Source organism: Cupriavidus sp. D39, assembly GCF_026627925.1.
GTDB lineage: Bacteria > Pseudomonadota > Gammaproteobacteria > Burkholderiales > Burkholderiaceae > Cupriavidus > Cupriavidus ulmosensis.
Genome location: NZ_JAPNLE010000009.1, coordinates 4,750,536 through 4,768,714, shown reverse-complemented (window position 1 = coordinate 4,768,714; position 18,179 = coordinate 4,750,536). Strand labels below are relative to the sequence as shown.

At 66.8% G+C, this 18,179-nt stretch carries 13 protein-coding genes, 1 tRNA gene and 2 pseudogenes; 8 read left to right on the top strand and 8 right to left on the bottom strand.

The features are described from left to right. Window positions 1–73 precede the first annotated feature (73 nt). Complete coding sequence (locus OMK73_RS34290) at window positions 74–598, bottom strand: glycine zipper 2TM domain-containing protein (RefSeq protein ID WP_267605917.1); 525 nt, start codon at window positions 596–598, stop codon at window positions 74–76. A 285-nt stretch (window positions 599–883) separates the two neighbouring features. On the opposite strand from OMK73_RS34290, the gene OMK73_RS34285 reads away from it, so the two are divergent. Further along, window positions 884–973: transfer RNA gene (locus OMK73_RS34285), tRNA-Ser, on the top strand. Window positions 974–1,214: 241 nt separating this feature from the next. On the opposite strand, the gene OMK73_RS34280 is transcribed toward OMK73_RS34285, so the two are convergent. From OMK73_RS34280 to gudD, 3 genes are all read right to left on the bottom strand, one after another. Further along, complete coding sequence (locus OMK73_RS34280) at window positions 1,215–1,589, bottom strand: hypothetical protein (protein ID WP_267605916.1); 375 nt, start codon at window positions 1,587–1,589, stop codon at window positions 1,215–1,217. 148 nt (window positions 1,590–1,737) lie between these two features. After that, a complete protein-coding gene (locus OMK73_RS34275) occupies window positions 1,738–2,691 on the bottom strand; it encodes a Bug family tripartite tricarboxylate transporter substrate binding protein (RefSeq protein ID WP_267606617.1) in 954 nt (317 codons plus the stop codon). 164 nt (window positions 2,692–2,855) lie between these two features. Continuing rightward, window positions 2,856–4,214, bottom strand: coding sequence for a glucarate dehydratase (gene gudD, locus OMK73_RS34270; RefSeq protein ID WP_267605915.1), 1,359 nt, complete (start codon window positions 4,212–4,214; stop codon window positions 2,856–2,858). A gap of 243 nt (window positions 4,215–4,457) precedes the next feature. Here gudD and OMK73_RS34265 point away from each other — a divergent pair, with 243 nt between their 5' ends. Then, complete coding sequence (locus OMK73_RS34265) at window positions 4,458–5,186, top strand: FadR/GntR family transcriptional regulator (protein ID WP_267605914.1); 729 nt, start codon at window positions 4,458–4,460, stop codon at window positions 5,184–5,186. 211 nt (window positions 5,187–5,397) lie between these two features. Beyond that, a complete protein-coding gene (locus OMK73_RS34260; protein WP_267605913.1) occupies window positions 5,398–6,975 on the top strand; it encodes an aldehyde dehydrogenase (NADP(+)) in 1,578 nt (525 codons plus the stop codon). A gap of 512 nt (window positions 6,976–7,487) precedes the next feature. On the opposite strand, the gene OMK73_RS34255 is transcribed toward OMK73_RS34260, so the two are convergent. From OMK73_RS34255 to OMK73_RS34240, 4 genes are all read right to left on the bottom strand, one after another. Then, the gene (locus OMK73_RS34255) at window positions 7,488–8,663 is read right to left on the bottom strand and encodes a betaine/proline/choline family ABC transporter ATP-binding protein (protein ID WP_267605912.1); all 1,176 of its coding nucleotides are present in this window, start codon (window positions 8,661–8,663) and stop codon (window positions 7,488–7,490) included. A gap of 2 nt (window positions 8,664–8,665) precedes the next feature. Further along, window positions 8,666–9,313, bottom strand: a complete 648-nt coding sequence (locus OMK73_RS34250; protein ID WP_183036068.1) for an ABC transporter permease — start codon at window positions 9,311–9,313, stop codon at window positions 8,666–8,668. Window positions 9,314–9,323: 10 nt separating this feature from the next. Beyond that, the gene (locus tag OMK73_RS34245) at window positions 9,324–10,208 is read right to left on the bottom strand and encodes a glycine betaine ABC transporter substrate-binding protein (RefSeq protein WP_420715689.1); all 885 of its coding nucleotides are present in this window, start codon (window positions 10,206–10,208) and stop codon (window positions 9,324–9,326) included. A gap of 97 nt (window positions 10,209–10,305) precedes the next feature. Continuing rightward, window positions 10,306–11,022 carry an ABC transporter permease gene (locus OMK73_RS34240; protein WP_267605910.1) on the bottom strand — a complete coding sequence of 239 codons (717 nt, stop codon included), beginning with the start codon at window positions 11,020–11,022 and terminating at the stop codon, window positions 10,306–10,308. 702 nt (window positions 11,023–11,724) lie between these two features. Between OMK73_RS34240 and OMK73_RS34235 the strand changes: the two genes are divergently transcribed. The 5 genes and pseudogenes from OMK73_RS34235 (at window position 11,725) to OMK73_RS34215 (ending at window position 18,033) form a co-directional block, all read left to right on the top strand. After that, a complete protein-coding gene (locus tag OMK73_RS34235) occupies window positions 11,725–12,654 on the top strand; it encodes a pirin family protein (RefSeq protein ID WP_267605909.1) in 930 nt (309 codons plus the stop codon). A gap of 432 nt (window positions 12,655–13,086) precedes the next feature. Continuing rightward, window positions 13,087–14,675: pseudogene (locus OMK73_RS34230) on the top strand (ABC transporter ATP-binding protein). Continuing rightward, window positions 14,668–15,769 (top strand): annotated as a pseudogene (locus tag OMK73_RS34225) (ABC transporter permease). The pseudogenes OMK73_RS34230 and OMK73_RS34225 overlap by 8 nt, the downstream one beginning before the upstream one ends. Before the next feature lie 17 nt (window positions 15,770–15,786). After that, a complete protein-coding gene (locus tag OMK73_RS34220) occupies window positions 15,787–16,707 on the top strand; it encodes an ABC transporter permease (protein WP_267605908.1) in 921 nt (306 codons plus the stop codon). A gap of 180 nt (window positions 16,708–16,887) precedes the next feature. Further along, window positions 16,888–18,033 carry a BMP family ABC transporter substrate-binding protein gene (locus tag OMK73_RS34215; RefSeq protein ID WP_267605907.1) on the top strand — a complete coding sequence of 382 codons (1,146 nt, stop codon included), beginning with the start codon at window positions 16,888–16,890 and terminating at the stop codon, window positions 18,031–18,033. The last annotated feature ends 146 nt before the right edge of the window (window positions 18,034–18,179 follow it).

Sequence of the window (18,179 nt, the reverse complement as noted above, 5' to 3'; positions counted from 1 at the left end):
CAGCAAAACGGCCACCCTCGGGTGGCCGTTTTGCTGGCGGTTTGCTCGCGTACTGGCCGCGCAGCGATGCCGCTCAGTACGGCGTCGCTATGTCGTTGGCCACCTGGGCCCGGGAGCCAATGCGCAGGTTGCTGACATCGCGCTGCGTCACGGTCGCCATGCGGCCATCGTCCAGCCGCACGTTGACGCGATAGACGGTCTGGGTGCTGCTGCCGGCACGCTTCTCGATCTGGTTGCCCGCCACCCCACCCACCACCGCGCCGCCGATGGTTGCAACGGTATTGCCGGTGCCCCCGCCGATCTGGTGGCCCAGCAAGCCGCCGGCCACGCCGCCGATCACGGTGCCGAGCAAGCCCGAGCTGTTTTGCTGCGTCGTCACGGGCTCGATCGATTCAACCCGGCCATAAAGCACCGAATTCGCGGGTGCCTGGTAGGTGCTGGTGCCCGGGGGCGGGGGCGGTGCCTGGTACGCTGCTTGCTGCGGCGCACCGTAGCCACCGCCATAACCGCCACCATAGCCACCACCCGGCGCCGCGCAACCCGCCAAGCCAACCACCGCGGCGGCCGCCGCCACGCTCAACAGAGTCTTGCCGTTCATTGCTTCTCCTCCTCGATTGACTGCTACTGCATGGAACAGGAGGGAGCGCCCGCATGAGCGCGATTCCCCTCACGCATGATAGGAGCATGAAGCCGGATTGAAGGTTCCGCCGTGTCCGACAGACACCGACAAGCCCACAGGCATCTTCTCATGCCACCCACGTCGCGCGGCCTTGCTATAATGCGCGGCGCTGGACGTTGCGCCAGCGTCAAAGCAGCACGCAGCACGGACGGGGGCCTTCCCGGTTCGCGCTACAATGCCTGCTCTTCCTTTCGGAACCCTCCCGGAAGCGTGGCCGAGTGGTTTAAGGCAGCAGTCTTGAAAACTGCCGATGGGGTGACCCATCCGTGAGTTCGAATCTCACCGCTTCCGCCAGAATTCTTCTCCGCGGCGCAGCCGTTGCTCCGTTGCTTGTGGGAATTATCCTCACAACGATTCAGACGCTTCCCGACAACTCCGCAACCCGTTACGCGATAGATTGGCGGCTCCCCCTCAAGACATCGCCACACGGAGCCGCAGTGCTAGACCTTATCGTAATGACCCTTGGCATCGTGGCGCTCGCGCTGATCATCCACAAGTGCAGCCATCTCGGCTGAATCGGTCCGCACTGCGCGGTTCATCCTGGCTCGGCCGGCGCCGTCAGCAAGCGATACGCCTGCTCCTGCGTAATGCCCATCCGGTAGTGCCGGGCCAGCATGCGCGCGAAGTGATGTGCGGCGCCCGGCTCGCAGTGCCTGAGCTGCTCGCGGTAAGCCTCCAGCTCGAAACGCAGCCGCCAGCGCGGGCTCGCCAGGTAGAGCACGCCCATCAGGCCACACCAGCGCCAGAATTGCCGCACGTGCACCTTCTCATGTTCGATCAGCGCCTGGCTCACGCCTGGCCGCACCAGGATCAGCGGCCCCGGCGCGAAGCCGTCGAACCCGCGCGGAATCAGCCATCGGGAGCTGGTCTCGATCAGCAGGCAGAGGGGCGATTTGCAAAAGCGGATCATGGCCGGGGTCGAAGGCGCGCATCGATGAACATAAGCCAAGCCTATCAGGTCGCGCCGGCCCGCGCCTGAGCCCAAATCCGCCCGTCCGCACAAATAAAAACGCCCCGCCGTCGCGGGGCAAAGAGCAATGCGTGGGCGCAAGCCGCGCTTAGTCGATGCTGATCTTGCCGGCTTCGATCACGCCCTTCCAGCGCTGGAGTTCCTGCTTCTCGAACTGTTCGAACTGCTCCGGCGTATTGGCGACCACCTCGAAGCCGTTCTCGGCCAGCTTCTGGCGCATCTGCGGCGCGCCCAGCGAGCCGACCAGCGCGGCATGCAGCCTGGCCTTGACGTCCTTGGGCAGCCCGCGCGGCGCGGCCACGGCTTGCCACGAATACACGTCCACATCCTTCACGCCGCCCTCCGCCATGGTGGGCACGTTCGGCAGCACCGCCGAGCGCTTGTCGCCGGTCACGGCCAGCGCCTTGAGCTTGCCGCTGCGGATATGCTGGAGTACCGCATTCACGTTCTGGAACGAGACGTCCACTTGGCCGGCGAGCAGGTCGGAGATGGCCGGCGCCCCGCCCTTGTAGGGAACGTGAAGCCCGTCGGTGCCGGATTTTTGCCAGAACAGCGCGGCCGTCAGATGGTCCGACGAACCGGCGCCGGAACTGGCGAACGCCACCTTGCCCGGATTCTTCTTCATGTACGCGACCAGTTCCTGCAAGTTCTTCGCGGGGAAATCAGGCTTGGTGACCAGCACGTTGGGCGCGCGCACGGCCACCGTCAGCAGGTCGAAGTCCTTGGCCGGGTCATAGCCCAGGTTCCTTTGCAGGAACGGGTTCACGGCATAGACGCCGATCGATGCCACCAGCAAGGTGTAGCCATCGGCAGGCGCGCGCTTGACCATGGTCGCGCCGATGGCTCCGGTTGCGCCCGGGCGATTGTCGATCACAAACGGCTGGCCCAGTTTTTCATTGAGCGGCACCGCCAGCATGCGCGCGATGGTGTCGGTAGAGCCGCCCGCGGGAAACGGTACCACCACCGATACGGCCTTCTGGGGCCATGCCGGCGCGGCGGCCGCGGTGCTGGTCACGGCGCCTGCGGCGGCCAGTGCCGTCATGGTGGCCAGCATGGCCGCGGCAAGCCGGCCGAACTTGCGCCGCGCGGGTGCGGCAAGCGTGCCGGCGGTAGCGGGCCGGGCGTATGGTTTGTTCATGGTTGTCTCCTGGTTTTTGCTGGTTTTTTTGTTGGTTTCTAGGATTCGTGCCGGGCCAGGGATGCCGCTCACCGGACCATGCAGGGCGCCTTGTTGTTGAAGGTCCAGCCCGGGATCAGGAACTGCATGGCGACCGCGTCGTCGCGCGCACCCAATCCCATGTTCTTGTAGCGCTCGTGCGCCAGCGCCAGTTGCTCCATATCGAGCTCGACGCCCAGGCCCGGCTCGGTCGGCACGGCCACCTTGCCGTTCTCGATCTTCAGCGGCGCCTTGGTCAGGCGCTCGCCGTCCTGCCAGATCCAGTGGGTGTCGATGGCGGTGACGCGGCCCGGCGCGGCGGCGGCCACGTGGGTGAACATGGCCAGCGAAATATCGAAATGGTTGTTGGAGTGCGAGCCCCAGGTCAGGCCCCACTCGGCGCACATCTGCGCCACCCGCACCGAGCCCTGCATGGTCCAGAAATGCGGATCGGCCAGCGGAATGTCCACGGATTGCAGGCGCACCGCGTGGCCCATCTGGCGCCAGTCGGTCGCGACCATGTTGGTGGCGGTGGGCAGGCCGGTGGCGGTACGGAACTCGGCCATGATCTCGCGGCCCGAATAACCGTCCTCCGCGCCGCAAGGATCTTCGGCATAGGCCAGCAGGCCATGCTTGTCGCGGCACAGGCGCACGGCTTCGGCCAGCGACCACGCGCCGTTGGGGTCCAGCGTGATGCGCGCCTTGGGGAAGCGCTCGGCGAGCGCCAGGATGGCTTCCATCTCTTCGTCGCCGCGCAGCACACCGCCCTTGAGCTTGAAGTCGTTAAAGCCATAGCGCTCATAGGCAGCCTCGGCCAGCCGTACCACGCCCTCGGCGTTCATCGCGGCATCATTGCGCAGGCGGAACCAGTCGTTGTCAGCCTCGGGCTCGCTGCGGTAGCCGAGCGTGGTGCGGTTACGGTCCCCGATATAGAACAGGTAGCCCAGCATCTCCACGGCATCGCGCTGCTGGCCTTCGCCCAGCAGCGCGGCCACCGGCACGCCCAGATGCTTGCCCAGCAGGTCGAGCAGCGCCGCCTCGAGCGCGGTGACCGCGTGAATGGCGATGCGCAGGTCGAAGGTCTGCAGGCCGCGGCCACCCGCGTCGCGGCTGGCAAAGGCGGTGCGCACGCGATTGAGCAGCGCCTGGTGGTTGCCGATCGACTGGCCGACGAGGAGTTCGCGCGCGTCGTCCAGCGTCTGGCGGATGGCTTCGCCGCCCGGCACCTCGCCAACGCCGGTATTGCCCGCGCTGTCTTTCAGGATGACGATATTGCGGGTGAAGAACGGACCGTGCGCGCCGGACAGGTTCATCAACATGCTGTCGTGGCCGGCCACCGGCACTACGGTCAGCTCGGTGATCACGGGGGTGCCTGCCACGGGCGCGGCGGAAAGGGACGATTGGGCCATGTTGAACTCCAGCGGGAAGAGCGGCTCGCCGCGTTGGCTGCCGGCCCTTGCAGTTGTCTCGGTTTGGATGCGCCGGCTGCTGCCGGATCCTTGTGTGCGGTGCTTTCCAGGTCCCGATGCGGCTGCTATAGCCCATGTAGCGGGAGACACCTGTTATCGGTCGTCATATGACTTACGACGCAGTATAATGAGGCCATTGCGATCCGGTCAAGCCCCAGCCCATCACCATGTCAAACCCGATGTTTGCCTCCACCCCCGCTGCGGCGCCGCGGCCGCACGCTTGCCGAAGAGGCGGTGAGCAACCTGAGTGAGCGCATCCAGCAAGGCCAGCTCAAGCCGGGCGACAAGCTGCCGACCGAGTCCGAGATCATGGCCGCGCTCGGCGTCAGCCGCACCGTGGTGCGCGAAGCGCTGTCGCGGCTGCAGGCCAGCGGCCTGGTGGAAACCCGCCACGGCATCGGCACCTTCGTGCTGGCGCGCAGCGCCGAGAACGGCTCGCCGTTTCGCATCGATCCCGCCACCATGGGCACTGCCATGGACGTGCTGGCCATGCTGGAATTCCGCGTCAGCCTGGAAGCCGAGGCGGCCAGCCTGGCAGCATCGCGGCGCAGCGACGAGCAACTGACGGCAATGCGCGGCGCGCTCGATGAGCTCAAGCGCACGGCGGCGGGCGGAGAGGATTCCGTCGGCGCCGATTTCGAGTTCCACCTGCTCATCGCGCGCGCTACCGGCAACCGCTACTTCACGGACATCATGGGCCACCTCGGCACCATGGTGATCCCGCGCAGCCGGCTGCATGTCAGCGCCCAGGAGCGGGAGCAGTACCTCGAGCGCGTCAATATCGAGCACGAGAATATCTTTGACGCCATCGAGCGGCGCGACCCCGAAGGCGCCAAGGCTGCCATGCGCATGCACCTGACCAACAGCCGCGAGCGGCTGCGCAAGGCGTCGGCGGCGGTGGAAGCCGGCTAGGGCCGAGCTCCCGCATCATCCCGGCGGAGTCCGGGATTTCTTGCTTGCCCGACAAGCGCCTCGTGTTGTAGGATGTCTTACAATAATGCACGGCGAGGACATATCCCCATTTATGCGTCCCGCGTGTTCGCCCGGGGCCACATCAGCGCCGCCTCAAGCGCAAGCTACGGCGCGCTCCCACTTGATCGCAGTTGAAAAGCAGGAAACGCTCATGACCATTACCGGCGAAATGCTGATCGGCGCCAGCGCTGTGCGCGGCACCACCAAGATCCTTCATGCCAACAACCCGGCCACGGGTGAAGTCCTGGCACCGGAATTCCATGGCGGCGGCGCCGCCGAGGCCGAGCGTGCCTGCGCGCTGGCCGAAGCCGCATTCGACACCTACCGCAACACCTCGCCGGAAACCCGCGCCAGATTCCTGGAGTCGATCGCCAGCGGCCTGGAGGCCCTGGGCGATACGCTGATCGAGCGCGCCCACGCCGAGAGCGCATTGCCCATCGCGCGCCTGCAGGGCGAGCGCGCCCGCACCGCCGGCCAGCTGCGCCTGTTCGCCAGCGTGCTGCGCGATGGCCGCTGGCAATCCGCCACGCTCGACTCGGCCCTGCCGGAACGCACGCCACCGCGCCCCGACCTGCGCCTGCAGAAGATCGCGGTTGGCCCGGTGGCGGTGTTCGGCGCCAGCAATTTCCCGCTCGCGTTCTCCGTGGCGGGCGGCGATACCGCGTCCGCGCTGGCGGCCGGTTGCCCGGTCGTCGTCAAGGCGCACTCGGCCCACCTCGGCACCTCCGAGCTGGTCGGGCGCGTGATCCAGAAGGCCGTGGCCGACGCCGGCCTGCCCGAAGGCGTGTTCTCGCTGCTGGTAGGCGCGGGCGTTGCCGTGGGCACGTCCCTGGTCGCGCATCCGTCGATCCAGGCAGTAGGCTTCACGGGCTCGCGCAGCGGCGGCCTGGCGCTGGTTCACACGGCCAACAGCCGTCCCCAGCCGATCCCCGTCTACGCGGAAATGAGCAGTATCAACCCGGTGTTCCTGCTGCCGGCAGCCCTGGCTGCCCGCGGCGCGGAGATCGCGCGCAACCTGGTGGATTCGCTGGTGATGGGCGTGGGCCAGTTCTGCACCAACCCCGGCCTGCTGCTGGCGGTGGAAAGCCCGGCGCTGGACATGTTCCGCCAGGGCGCGATTGCCGCGTTGGCGGAGAAAGCCGCCGCCACCATGCTGACGCCCGGCATCAGCCAGGCCTATGACAACGGCGTGGCCCAGCTCAGCGATATCGAAGGGCTGCGCCGCATCGGCAGCGGCCAGGCCGCCAGCGGCCCCAACCAGGCCCGCCCCGCGCTGTTCGAAACCACGGCGGCGCGCTTCCTTGCGGACCACCGCATGGAAGCCGAAGTGTTTGGCCCGTCCTCTGTGCTGGTCGTCTGCCGCGATCACGCGGAAATGCTGGCGGTTGCGCGCCGCCTGGAAGGCCAGCTCACCGCCACCGTGCAAGCGGATGCGGCGGACCGTGCCGAAGCCGGCAGCCTGCTGACCGTGCTCGAGCGCAAGGCCGGGCGCGTGCTGTTCAACGGCTATCCGACGGGCGTGGAAGTGTCGTACGCGATGGTGCACGGCGGCCCGTTCCCCGCCACGTCCGACACGCGCGCCACCTCGGTGGGCGCATCCGCCATCGAGCGCTTCCTGCGCCCGGTGTGCTACCAGAACGTGCCGGCGGAACTGCTGCCGCCCGCGCTGCAGGATGGCAACCCGCTGAACGTGTGGCGCCTCACCGACGGGCAGCTGGCCCGCGGCTGAGTTCGCATACGCCGCGATAAAAAAGCCGGAAATTCCGGCCCCAGGCTGCTGACAAAGCCGGCTCTGCGTTGTCGTGCTCCCCTCTCCCGCGCGCGGGAGAGGGGCTGGGGGAGAGGGCAGGCGCTCGTTACGCCTGCGTGCTGAAAAACACCACGGGCTACGCTTCAGTTGCTCCTAGCTAAGCCACCCCTCTCCCCGGCCCTCTCCCCCTGAGGGGAGAGGGAGACAGCCGTCGTCATGGCGCGCGGCTTTGGCCCGTTCGGCGGCTTCGGCTTGTGCACCAGGTTTATCAGCAGTCTGAGGCACGTCACTTCGGTGCTAGCTTCAGCCTGCCGACCAAGCCGGATCTGCGTTGTCGTGCTCCCCTCTCCCGCGCGCGGGAGAGGGGCTGGGGAGAGGGCGGGCGCTCGTTACGCCTGCGTGCTGAAAAACACCACGGGCTTCGCTGCAAGTGGCTCCTAGCTAGGCCACCCCTCTCCCCGGCCCGGTTTCTATCTGGCACTTGCCATGCGCTACGCCGCAACGCGCTCGATGGCAGCCGGCGCCTGCGGCGGCTGAATCACCGGCGCGTTCCCGCGCGAGCGGCCCGAGCTGAGATAGTCGGCGATCGACTCCTGCGTGACTTCGCCGAGGTAGACGCCATCGGCATCCACCACCGGCAGCCAGCTGGTGTTGTGCTGGTACATGCGCGAGAGCACGATGCGCAGGTGCTCGTCGAACGCGGCGGTCGCCATGAACGGCCGCATCGCGTCCGCGCACACGCCCTGCCCCGCGCGCGCATCGCGCCGCGTGACGTAGCCCAGCGCGCGCTGCGCGTCGTCCACCACCGGCAGGTGACGCACATCGGCCTCGTCCATGATGGCGAAGGCCTGCGCCAGCGGCATGCCAGGGCTGCAGGTCTGCGCCATGGTGGCGGCATCGCCGGCGCGCACCAGCAGCAGGCGCTTGAGCGTGTTGTCGTGGCCGATGAAGGCTTGCACGAAATCGTCGGCCGGACGTGCCAGCAGCGCGTCGGGATGATCGAACTGCACCAGCTTCCCGCCACGGAACACGGCCACGCGGTCGCCCAGCTTGATGGCCTCGTCGATATCATGCGAGACCATGATCACGGTCTTGCCGAGCTGGCGCTGCATCAGGAAAAACTCGTTCTGGATGCTCTCCCGGTTGATCGGGTCCACCGCGCCGAACGGCTCGTCCATCAGCAGCACGGGCGCGTCCGCCGCCAGCGCGCGGATCACGCCGATGCGCTGCTGCTGCCCGCCCGAGAGTTCGCGCGGATAGCGCGTGAGCATCTTGTTGGGATCGAGCTGCACCATCGACATCAGCTCGCGCGCCCGCTCGCGGCAGCGCTTCTTGTCCCAGCCCAGCAGGCCCGGCACCACCATGATGTTCTCCTCGATGGTCATGTTGGGGAACAGGCCAATCTGCTGGATCACGTAACCGATCTTGCGGCGCAGCGTGACTTCGTCCACGCGGGTGGTGTCCTCGCCGTCGATCAGCACCCGGCCGGAGCTGGGCTGGATCAGGCGGTTGATCATCTTGAGCGTGGTGGTCTTGCCGCAGCCCGAGGGACCGAGGAAGACGCAGATCTCGCCCTTGGGCACCGTGAGCGAAACGGCATCGACGGCGCGCACTTCGGCGCCGTCTTTTTGCTTGAAGGTCTTGGTGAGTTGGTCGAGTTCAATCATGTTCAGCGAATTCCTTTCGGTGTCAGCGCCCGCTGCAACCACTGCAGGCAGGCATCGGCCACGATGGCGAGCACGCTGACCAGCACCGCGCCGATCGCCAGCTTGCTCATGTTGCTCTGGCTGATCGCTTGCAGGATCAGCACCCCGAGGCCACCCGCGCCGATGATGGCGGCAATGGTGGCCACGCCGATATTCATCACCACGGCGGTACGCACGCCGCCGAGGATGACGGGCACGGCCAGCGGCAGGTCCACCAGCCGCATGCGCTGCCAGGTGGTCATGCCGATGCCGCGGCCGGCTTCCTGGATGCCGTCGTCGACATTGGTGAGCGCTACGCAGGTATTGCGCATGATCGGCAGCAGCGAATAGAGGAACACCGCGGTCACCGCCGGCACGTAGCCAAGTGCGTGGCCGAAGCGCGCGAAGATCGGGATCATCAGCCCGAACAGCGCGATAGACGGCAAGGTCAGCACGATGGTGGCCAGCGTCAAGAGCGGCGTGGCGAGAAAGCGGAAGCGCGCGCACAGGATGCCCAGCGGCACGCCGACGACGATCGCCAGGCCCACCGCTGAGCCCACCAGCGCCAGGTGCTGGCCGGTGAGCTTGAGTAGGGTCGGCCAGCTGTGTTGGAGGTAAGTCAGCAAGTCCATGCGGCCCTCCTCAGATCAGGCCGTGGCCGCGCAGGAATTCCTGCGCCACCTTGTCGACCGGTTGCTGGTCGATGTCGACCTTGTAGTTCATCTCGGTCATGGCCGCGTTGTCGAGCTGGGCCGACAGCGCGTTGAGCAGGCCCGCGAGCTCGGGATGCGCGTCCAGTGTTGCCTTGCGCACCACGGGTACCGCGTTATAGGCGGGGAAGAAATGCTGGTCGTCTTCCAGCAGCACCAGGTCGAAGCCCTTGACGCGGCCATCGGTGGTGTAGACCAGGCCCAGCTCGACCTGCTCGTTCTTCAGCGCCGTGTAGACCAGGCCGGGATCGAGCTGGATCACGTCGCGGCGCGAGAACGGCAGCTTGTAGAGCGTCTTGAGCGGTTCCAGCCCGTCGGGACGCGCGGCAAACTCCATGTCGACCGCGAACGGATGGGCGGTGCCCTCGCCGGCGGCGCGCATCTTCTCGGCGAAGGCCGACAACGTGGTCACGCCAGCGGCTGCGGCGCGCTTTCTCGGCATCGCCAGCGCATAGGTGTTGTTGATACCGGAGGCGTCGAGCCATATCAGGCCGCGCGCGGCGTCGAGCATCTTGACGCGCGCATAGCTTTCCTCGGCGCCGAGCTTTTCCTCGACCTTGTTGAACACGATCAGCGCCGTGCCGGTGTAGTCCCACACCACATCGAGCTGGCCGCTTTCCATCGCCTGGCGCATCAGCGTGCTGCCAAGGCCCGCGGTCAGCTCGGTGGCGAGGCCTTTGGCCTGCAGGTACTGCGTGGTCATCGACGACAGGATCAGCTGCTCGGTGAAATTCTTGCCGCCTACGCGAACGGTGTCGGCGTGCGCCGGCAGCGCCAGGGCTGCCACGGCGGCAAGCACGGCCACGCTCGCCAGCATGCGTGCGTGGCCACGGGCCGCGCGGCCCGCGTGGGCCAGCGCGCTTGTGATGAAATGCATCGGGTTCTCCTTCATGTTCTGTGCGCCCATCAGTGCCTTAGCGCGCCAGCCCGCGGCGGCGCAGGTAGCAATAACCGGCGGCGGCGAACAGGCCGTCGAGGGCGAGTGCCAGCAGCGCGGTGGCCGCGGCGCCCAGCAACAGCAGGGGCTGGTTGTTCAGGTAGATACCGGGGAAAATCAATTCGCCCAGGCTGTTGGCGCCGATCAGGAAGGACAGTGGCACCGTGCCGACATTGATCACCAGGCTGATGCGCACGCCCGCCAGGATCACCGGCAGCGCATTGGGCAGCTCGACCCGGAACAGGCGCTGCGTGGCGGTCATGCCAAGGCCGCGCGCGGCCTCGATCAGTGCCGGGGAGACGCCGCGCAAGCCCTCGCAGGTATTGCGCACGATCGGCAGCAGCGAAGCCAGCCACAGCGCCAGGATGGCGGGACGCTCGCCGATGCCAAGCACGGCCAGGGCCAGCGCCAGCACCGCCAGCGACGGCACGGTGTTGCCGATATTGAAGATCTGCATCAGGCGGTCGGCCCAGCGGCGCATGCAGGGCCGGCTCAGGCCGATGCCGGCCGGGATGCCGGTGGCCAGCGCCAGCGCCATGGACCACGCCACCAGGCGCAGGTGGTCGGCCACGTCGTACCACAGGCGGTCCTGATATTGCAGGACGGCATCCACGCCGATCCACGTGACCAGACCGGCCAGCGCAGCAAGCGTGAGACATCCCCAGGCCAGCGCCTGTACGGATTGCTTGGACATATTCCCCTCTGTCCGCATGCCGAATGTGGGCACGAAACGCCACATCCGGATTGACGGACGAACTAAGTGGGCTCGGGCGGGTGCAAATGGGGGCCGCCGGCCCTGACTAGATTGCCTTGCCCGCCATGACCGGCAGATGAGCCGGTGGACGGACGCCGGGTTTCACGCTGTAGAGCGGGAAACCCAATTGAAGAGACACCGTGCCGGTAAAGGCGGGAGTCCCGGGAGCGGCGCAACCCGCTGCAAGGTGCAGGAACGGGAGGCCAGTGGCAGCGCAAATTTGGTGGTTCCGACGCGCCGCCGGATCAATCGGCCGGTGCCACGCTTGGGAATGCAAGGGGTTGGGGCGGCACTCGAAAACGCCTGCCCGGGCCCTGCCTGCCCGACACGCCGACATGATTACGCGGCATCGGATGACAACGAGAGCGCTATTATACCCATTTTCATCGATCTTGTCATCATCACGCTTCCCTTGCGTTTTCACGCCGCTTTCTGGCTGCCTTTATCCGACTTCGCATGACATCTCGGCGCCACGCGCGTTGTTCCAAAAATGACACAGCGAGCGAGGCCGACCGTGCCATGGGCAGAACAATCTTTTGCCCGGATGCCCTCTACCGGTTCTGGCCGAAACCCTTAAATTACGAGGGTGGCCTTTGGGGCCGCGCGCCATTGCCGCCACCCCCAGCCAACAGGAGATCGATCATGGAACAACGCACTACCGCCCCCACCGTCCCGGCCACCGCCACGGAAACCGTGCAGCGCTCGCGCGCGGTCGACCGCGTGGTGCGCGGCATCGCCACCTCGGACGGCGCCGGCGTCAAGCTCACCCGCGTGCTCACGCAGAACCTGCAGCGTCGCCTGGACCCGTTCCTGATGCTGGACGCGTTCGGCACCGATAGCCGCGACGACTACATCGGCGGCTTCCCCGACCACCCGCACCGCGGCTTCGAGACCATCACCTACATGCTGGCCGGACGCATGCGCCATCGCGACAGCGCCGGCAACGAGGGCCTGCTGGAAAACGGCGGTGCGCAATGGATGGTGGCCGGCGCCGGCGTGGTGCACTCGGAGATGCCCGAGCAGGAAGACGGCCGCATGGAAGGCTTCCAGTTGTGGCTGAACCTGCCCGCCGCGGACAAGATGACGGCGCCCTGGTACCGCGACCTGCCGGCATCCGCCGTGCCCACGGTAGCACTGCCGGGCGGCGCCACGGTGCGCGTGCTGGCGGGCGCCTCGCACGGGGTGGCTGGCGCGGTCACGCGCCCGGTCACGGAGCCGCTTTACCTGGACGTGTCGTTGCCGGCGGGGCAGACCTTCTCGCAAGCGCTGCCACAAGGGCATAACGCCTTCCTGTACACCTATCGCGGCGAAATCGCGGTCGGCACCGGCAACAACGCCGCCGTGCTGCAAGCGCAGCGCATGGGCGTACTGGACAATGCCGCCGGCGCCGACGGGGTCAACGTCACGGCCACGGCCGATGCGCGCTTCCTGCTGATCGCGGGCAAGCCGCTGGGCGAGCCGATCGCGCAATATGGGCCGTTCGTGATGAACACCCAGGAGGAGATCTACCAGACCCTGGCCGATTTCCGCGAAGGCCGCTTCAACCAGATCGCGGTCAGCAACGGCGCCTGACACGCCGCAAGCCATCGGGGGCGACAGCGCGCCGCCCCCGTTCCGGCATAGGCCGGGGCGTCCTGCCCCGGCCGCCGATTCCCTCCCCTTCCCCGCTCCCCCCGCTCCTCCCGCTTTCCGCAAATTTCCCGCCGGTTTCGCGCCCATCGGCCATGCTGGCCGCCCTCGGCAGCCCAACCGCCCGCGCCCCCGCCCGAAACGCCCGGCATGCGACTTGCAACCTGCTTGTATCCGTTGCGGGGCCGAGAAAACTGGCCTGATCAGGTCGTCCAAACCCCGCACACTTATATAATCCAAGGTTAATAAACGGCATCACCGGCCAGTGATGGTTGCTGCAATGCGTAACGGCGATCCTGCCCCACGCACTGCAGGAGGTGCTGCCTGATACGAACATTGATCCACGTTGCTGCCATAACAACCCGAGCCGCCTCAGTGACCTTAAGCACAACCCCAAGGCTGGCGCTTGCCCATATCAGCAAGCGTTACCCCGGCGTGACCGCCAACGACGACGTGTCCCTCGTCGTCGCCCCCGGCGAAATCCACGCCGTGCTCGGCGAGAACGGCGCCGGCAAGTCCACCCTGATGAAAATCATCTTTGGCGCGGTCAAGCCGGACGCCGGCGACATGCACTTCAACGGTGCACCCGCCGCCATCCATAATCCGCACGACGCACGGAACCTGGGCATCGCGATGGTGTTCCAGCACTTTTCGCTGTTCGATACGCTGACCGTGACCGAAAACATCGCCCTTGGCCTGCCCCGGGGCAGCAAGGCGGGGCCGGCAGCCCGCACGCGGGCACCAATATGAAGCAGCTGGCCGACCAGATCCGTGAGACTGCCCAGCGCTATGGCTTGCCGCTGGAGCCGAACCGCCATGTGCACACCTTGTCGGTGGGCGAGCGCCAGCGCGTGGAAATCGTGCGCGCGTTGCTGGCCAAGCCGCAACTGCTGATCCTGGACGAGCCGACCTCGGTGCTGACCCCGCAGGCGGTGCAGACGCTCTTCGTCACGCTGCGCCAGCTCGCCGCGGAAGGCACCAGCATCCTGTACATCAGCCACAAGCTCGACGAGATCCGCGAGCTGTGCCATAGCGCCACCGTGATGCGCATGGGCCGCGTCACCGGCGTGTGCGATCCGCGCCAGGAAAGCGCGGCCTCGCTGTCGCGCCTGATGATCGGCGGCGAGCCGCCGCGCGAGGCGCGCGTGCAGACCGAGCCAGGCGCCTGCCGGCTGGCGGTGCGCGAACTCTCGCTGCCGCGCGCGCATGCGTTTGCGACGGAGCTCTCCGGGATTTCGCTGGACCTGCGTGCCGGCGAAATCGTTGGCATCGCCGGCGTGTCCGGCAACGGCCAACAGGAATTGCTGGCGGCGCTGTCGGGCGAGGACGTGCGCGCCGCGCGCGACGCCATCACCCTGGATAACAAGCCGGTGGGCAAGCTGGACGCGCGCCAGCGCCGCCGCGCCGGGCTGGCCTTCGTGCCGGAGGAGCGCCTCGGCCGTGGCGCCGTGCCCGGCATGAGCCTGGCCGCCAACATCCTGCTGTCGCACCAGTCCGCGCCCTATGTGCGGCGCGGCATGATTTCACCCAAGGCCGCTGCCAGCCTGGCGCAAGCCGTGATCGGCCGCTTTCGCGTGAAGGCAAATGGGCCTGACGCGCTGGCCAAGAGCCTGTCGGGCGGCAACCTGCAGAAATTCATCGTCGGCCGCGAGATCGAAAGCGGCCCGAAGGTGCTGATCGTGGCCCAGCCCACCTGGGGCGTGGACGTCGGCGCAGCGGCGCAGATCCACAACGAGCTGCTGGCGCTCAAGGCCACGAGCTGCGCGTTGCTGGTGGTGTCTGAAGAGCTGGATGAACTGTTCGCCATCTGCGATCGCCTGCACGTGATCGCCAAGGGCCGGCTGTCGCCGTCGATCCCCACCCAGGACGCCACGCGCGAGCAGGTGGGCCTGTGGATGAGCGGTCTTTGGGAAGGTGGCCCTGGCGGGCGGCGCGAACAAGAGGAGGCCTTGTTCCATGGCTGATTTCCTCCTTCGTTCGCCGGTATCGCTGGCACCGCGCGGGCTGCCCTCGCGCCGCATGGCCTATGCCTCGCCCTTCATCGCGCTGGCCTTGACGCTGGCCTTCGGCGCCCTGCTCTTCCTGCTGCTCGGCAAGGATCCGGTCGCCGCGCTCAAGGTGTTCCTGGTCGACCCGCTCAAGGACCGCCGCGCCATTGGCGAGGTACTGCTCAAGACCGTGCCCCTGGTGCTGTGCGCGCTCGGGCTTTCGGTGTGCTACCGCGCCAATATCTGGAACATCGGCGCTGACGGCCAGCTCATCGTCGGCGGCATCTTCGCCGGCGCCACCGTGCTGTACTTCGACGTGCCGGGCAATGGTGTCGAACGGCACCGTGGTGCTGGTGCTGGCCTCGCTGGCCGGCGTGGTCGGCGGCATGTTCTGGGCGTCGCTCACCGCCGCGCTCAAGGACAAGTTCAACGCCAACGAGATCCTGGTGTCGCTGATGCTGACCTATATCGCGCAGCAGTTGATGCTGTACGTGGTCAACGGGCCGCTGAAGGATCCCAACGGCATGAACTTCCCGCAGTCCAAGGTGTTCTCCTCCGAGTTCCTGCTGCCTAACCTGATGTCGGGCTCGCGCCTGCACGCAGGCTTTGTGGTGATGCTGGTGCTGGTGGTGCTGATGACCGCATTCATCTTCCGCAGCTTCGCGGGCTACCGCCTGCAGGTGGGCGGCACCGCCCCGGCGGCGGCGCGCTATGCCGGCTTCTCGGCGCGCCGCTCGCTGTGGAGCGCGCTGATGATCTCCGGCGGCACGGCCGGCCTGGCAGGCGCGTTCGAGGTAACCGGCCCGATCGGCCAGCTGCTGCCCTCGATCTCGCCCGGCTACGGCTTCACCGCGATCATCGTGGCCTTTGTGGGCCGCCTGCATCCGGTGGGCACCGTGTTTGGCGGCATCGTCATGTCGCTGTTCTATATCGGCGGCGAAATGGCCCAGTCGCGCCTGGGCCTGCCTTCGGCGCTTGGCTCGGTGTTCCAGGGCATGCTGCTGTTCTTCCTGCTGGCCAGCGATACGCTGATCGACAACCGCCTGCGCTGGCGCGCCAAGGCCGCCTGAGCGAGAGCCCACAAGACATGGAACAACTAGCCCCTCTTATCGCCACCGCGATCAACGCCGGCACGCCGTTGCTGCTGGCGGCGCTTGGCTTGCTCATCAACGAACGCGCCGGCGTGCTCAACCTGGGCGCCGAAGGCATGATGCTGGTGGCCGCGGCGTTCGGCTTCATGGTCGGCTACCAGACCCAGTCGCCACTGATCGGCTTTGCCGCCGGCGCGCTGGCCGGCATGCTGATGGCCACGCTGTTCTCGTGGCTGGCGCTGGTGCTGGCCACCAACCAGGTGGCCACCGGCCTGGCGCTGTCGATCTTCGGCACCGGGCTGTCGGCCTTCATGGGCCAGCGCTTTGTCGGCTTTGCCATGCCGTCGCAGGCCAAGTCGATTCCCTGGCTGGCCGACATTCCCTTCTTCGGGCCGGCCTTCTTCCAGCAGCACTGGATGGTGTATTTCAGCGTGTTCCTGTGCGGCGCGATCATGTGGTTCCTGTTCCGCACGCGCGCCGGGCTGACGCTGCGCGCGATTGGGGAGTCGCCGGAATCCGCGCATGCGCTAGGCTACCCGGTGCGCCTGATCCGCTTTGGCGCGCTGCTGTTCGGCGGCGCCTGCTGCGGGCTCGCCGGCGCCTACCTGTCGCTGGTGTACACGCCGATGTGGGTGGAGAACCTGGTGGCCGGGCGCGGCTGGATCGCACTGGCGCTGACCACCTTCGCCACCTGGCGCCCGGGCCGCGTATGGGCCGGGGCGTGGCTGTTCGGCGGCGTCACCATCCTGCAGTTTTACCTGCAGGGCATTGGCGTATCGGTGCCGTCGCAGATCCTGTCGATGCTGCCGTATGCGGCGACCATCGTCGTGCTCGCGCTGATCTCGCGCAACCCCGCGTGGATCCGCCTGAACATGCCGGCCTCGCTTGGCAAGCCATTCCGCCCCGGTGCCGCCTGACCGATCCTGTTGCCGTGCCTGCCCGGCGCCGTGCCGGGCAGCGCCGCGTTTTCGTTTTTATTTAGTTTGTCAAAAGTCCATCAGAGACTCCAGGCTTAAAGCCCTCGTTGTTCAGAGCCACAGTTGCAACCTTAGTCAAAACATCGGTACTCAGTACCTCGGTCATTACAAGGAGAAATCATGATCGTCACGCGCAGGAAAACCCTTGCCGCACTGGCTGCCACCGCCGTGCTGGCTCTCGCGGGCTGCGGCAAGAAAGAAGCCGAAAAACCGGCGGAAAGTGCGGCTGGGGCCTCCGCTCCCGTCGCCGAGCAGAAGGCCGAGCCGCTCAAGGTCGCCTTCGTCTACATCGGCCCGGTCGGCGATGCCGGCTGGACCTACGCCCACGACGCCGGCCGCAAGGCCGTGGAAGAAAAGTACGGCGACAAGGTGAAGACCTCCTTCGTCGAGAACGTGCCCGAATCCGCCGCCGATGCCGAACGCGTGTTCCGCGACCTGGCCGCGCAAGGCAACAAGCTCATCTTCGGCACCACCTTTGGCTACATGGAGTCGATGCTCAAGGTCGCCAAGGAATTCCCGGACGTGAAGTTCGAGCACGCCACCGGCTTCAAGACCGCTGAGAACCTCGCGCAATACGACGTGCGCACCTATGAAGGCGCTTACCTGGCTGGCGTGGTCGCCGGCAAGATGAGCAAGACAGGCAAGATGGGCGTGGTGGCATCGGTGCCCATTCCCGAGGTGATCCGCAACATCGACTCGTTCACCCTGGGCGCGCGCAGCGTCAATCCCAAGGCTACCGTGAAGGTGGTGTGGGTGAACAAGTGGTTTGATCCGGGCAAGGAGCGCGAAGCCGCTACCACGCTGATCGGCCAGGGCGTGGACATGCTGATGCAGAACACCGACTCCGCCGCCGTGGTGCAGACCGCGCAGGAAAAGGGCGTGTACGCCTTCGGCTGGGACAGCGACATGAGCAAGTTCGGCGAGAAGGCCCACCTGGCCGCCTCGGTGATCTCGTGGGGCGTGTACTACAACAAGGTGGTCGGCGACGTGCTGGCCAACCAGTGGAAGAACAGCACCACGTGGTGGGGCGTCAAGGAAGGCATGATTGACCTGAAGGGCTTCAACGCCGTGGTGCCGGATGATGTGAAGGCACTGGTGGAAGAGCGCAAGAAGGGTGTGGTCGACGGCTCCGCGCCGATCTGGAAGGGTCCGCTCAAGGACAATACCGGCAAGGAGCAGCTGACCAAGGACCAGGTCGCCGACGATGGCTTCCTGCATGGCATCAAGTTCTACGTGGAAGGCGTGGAAGGCAAGATCCCGGGCTGATCGCCAGTAGCGCTTGAGCTTGAAGCAGTTGCCGGCAGTCCGCACTCGCGGGCCTGCCGGCACGGTGGCGGGGCGATTCTCCGGCCCCGCCACCTATCCTGGATGCCCTTCGCGTCACCCCTCCCCTGCCTGAAATCCCCGCGGAA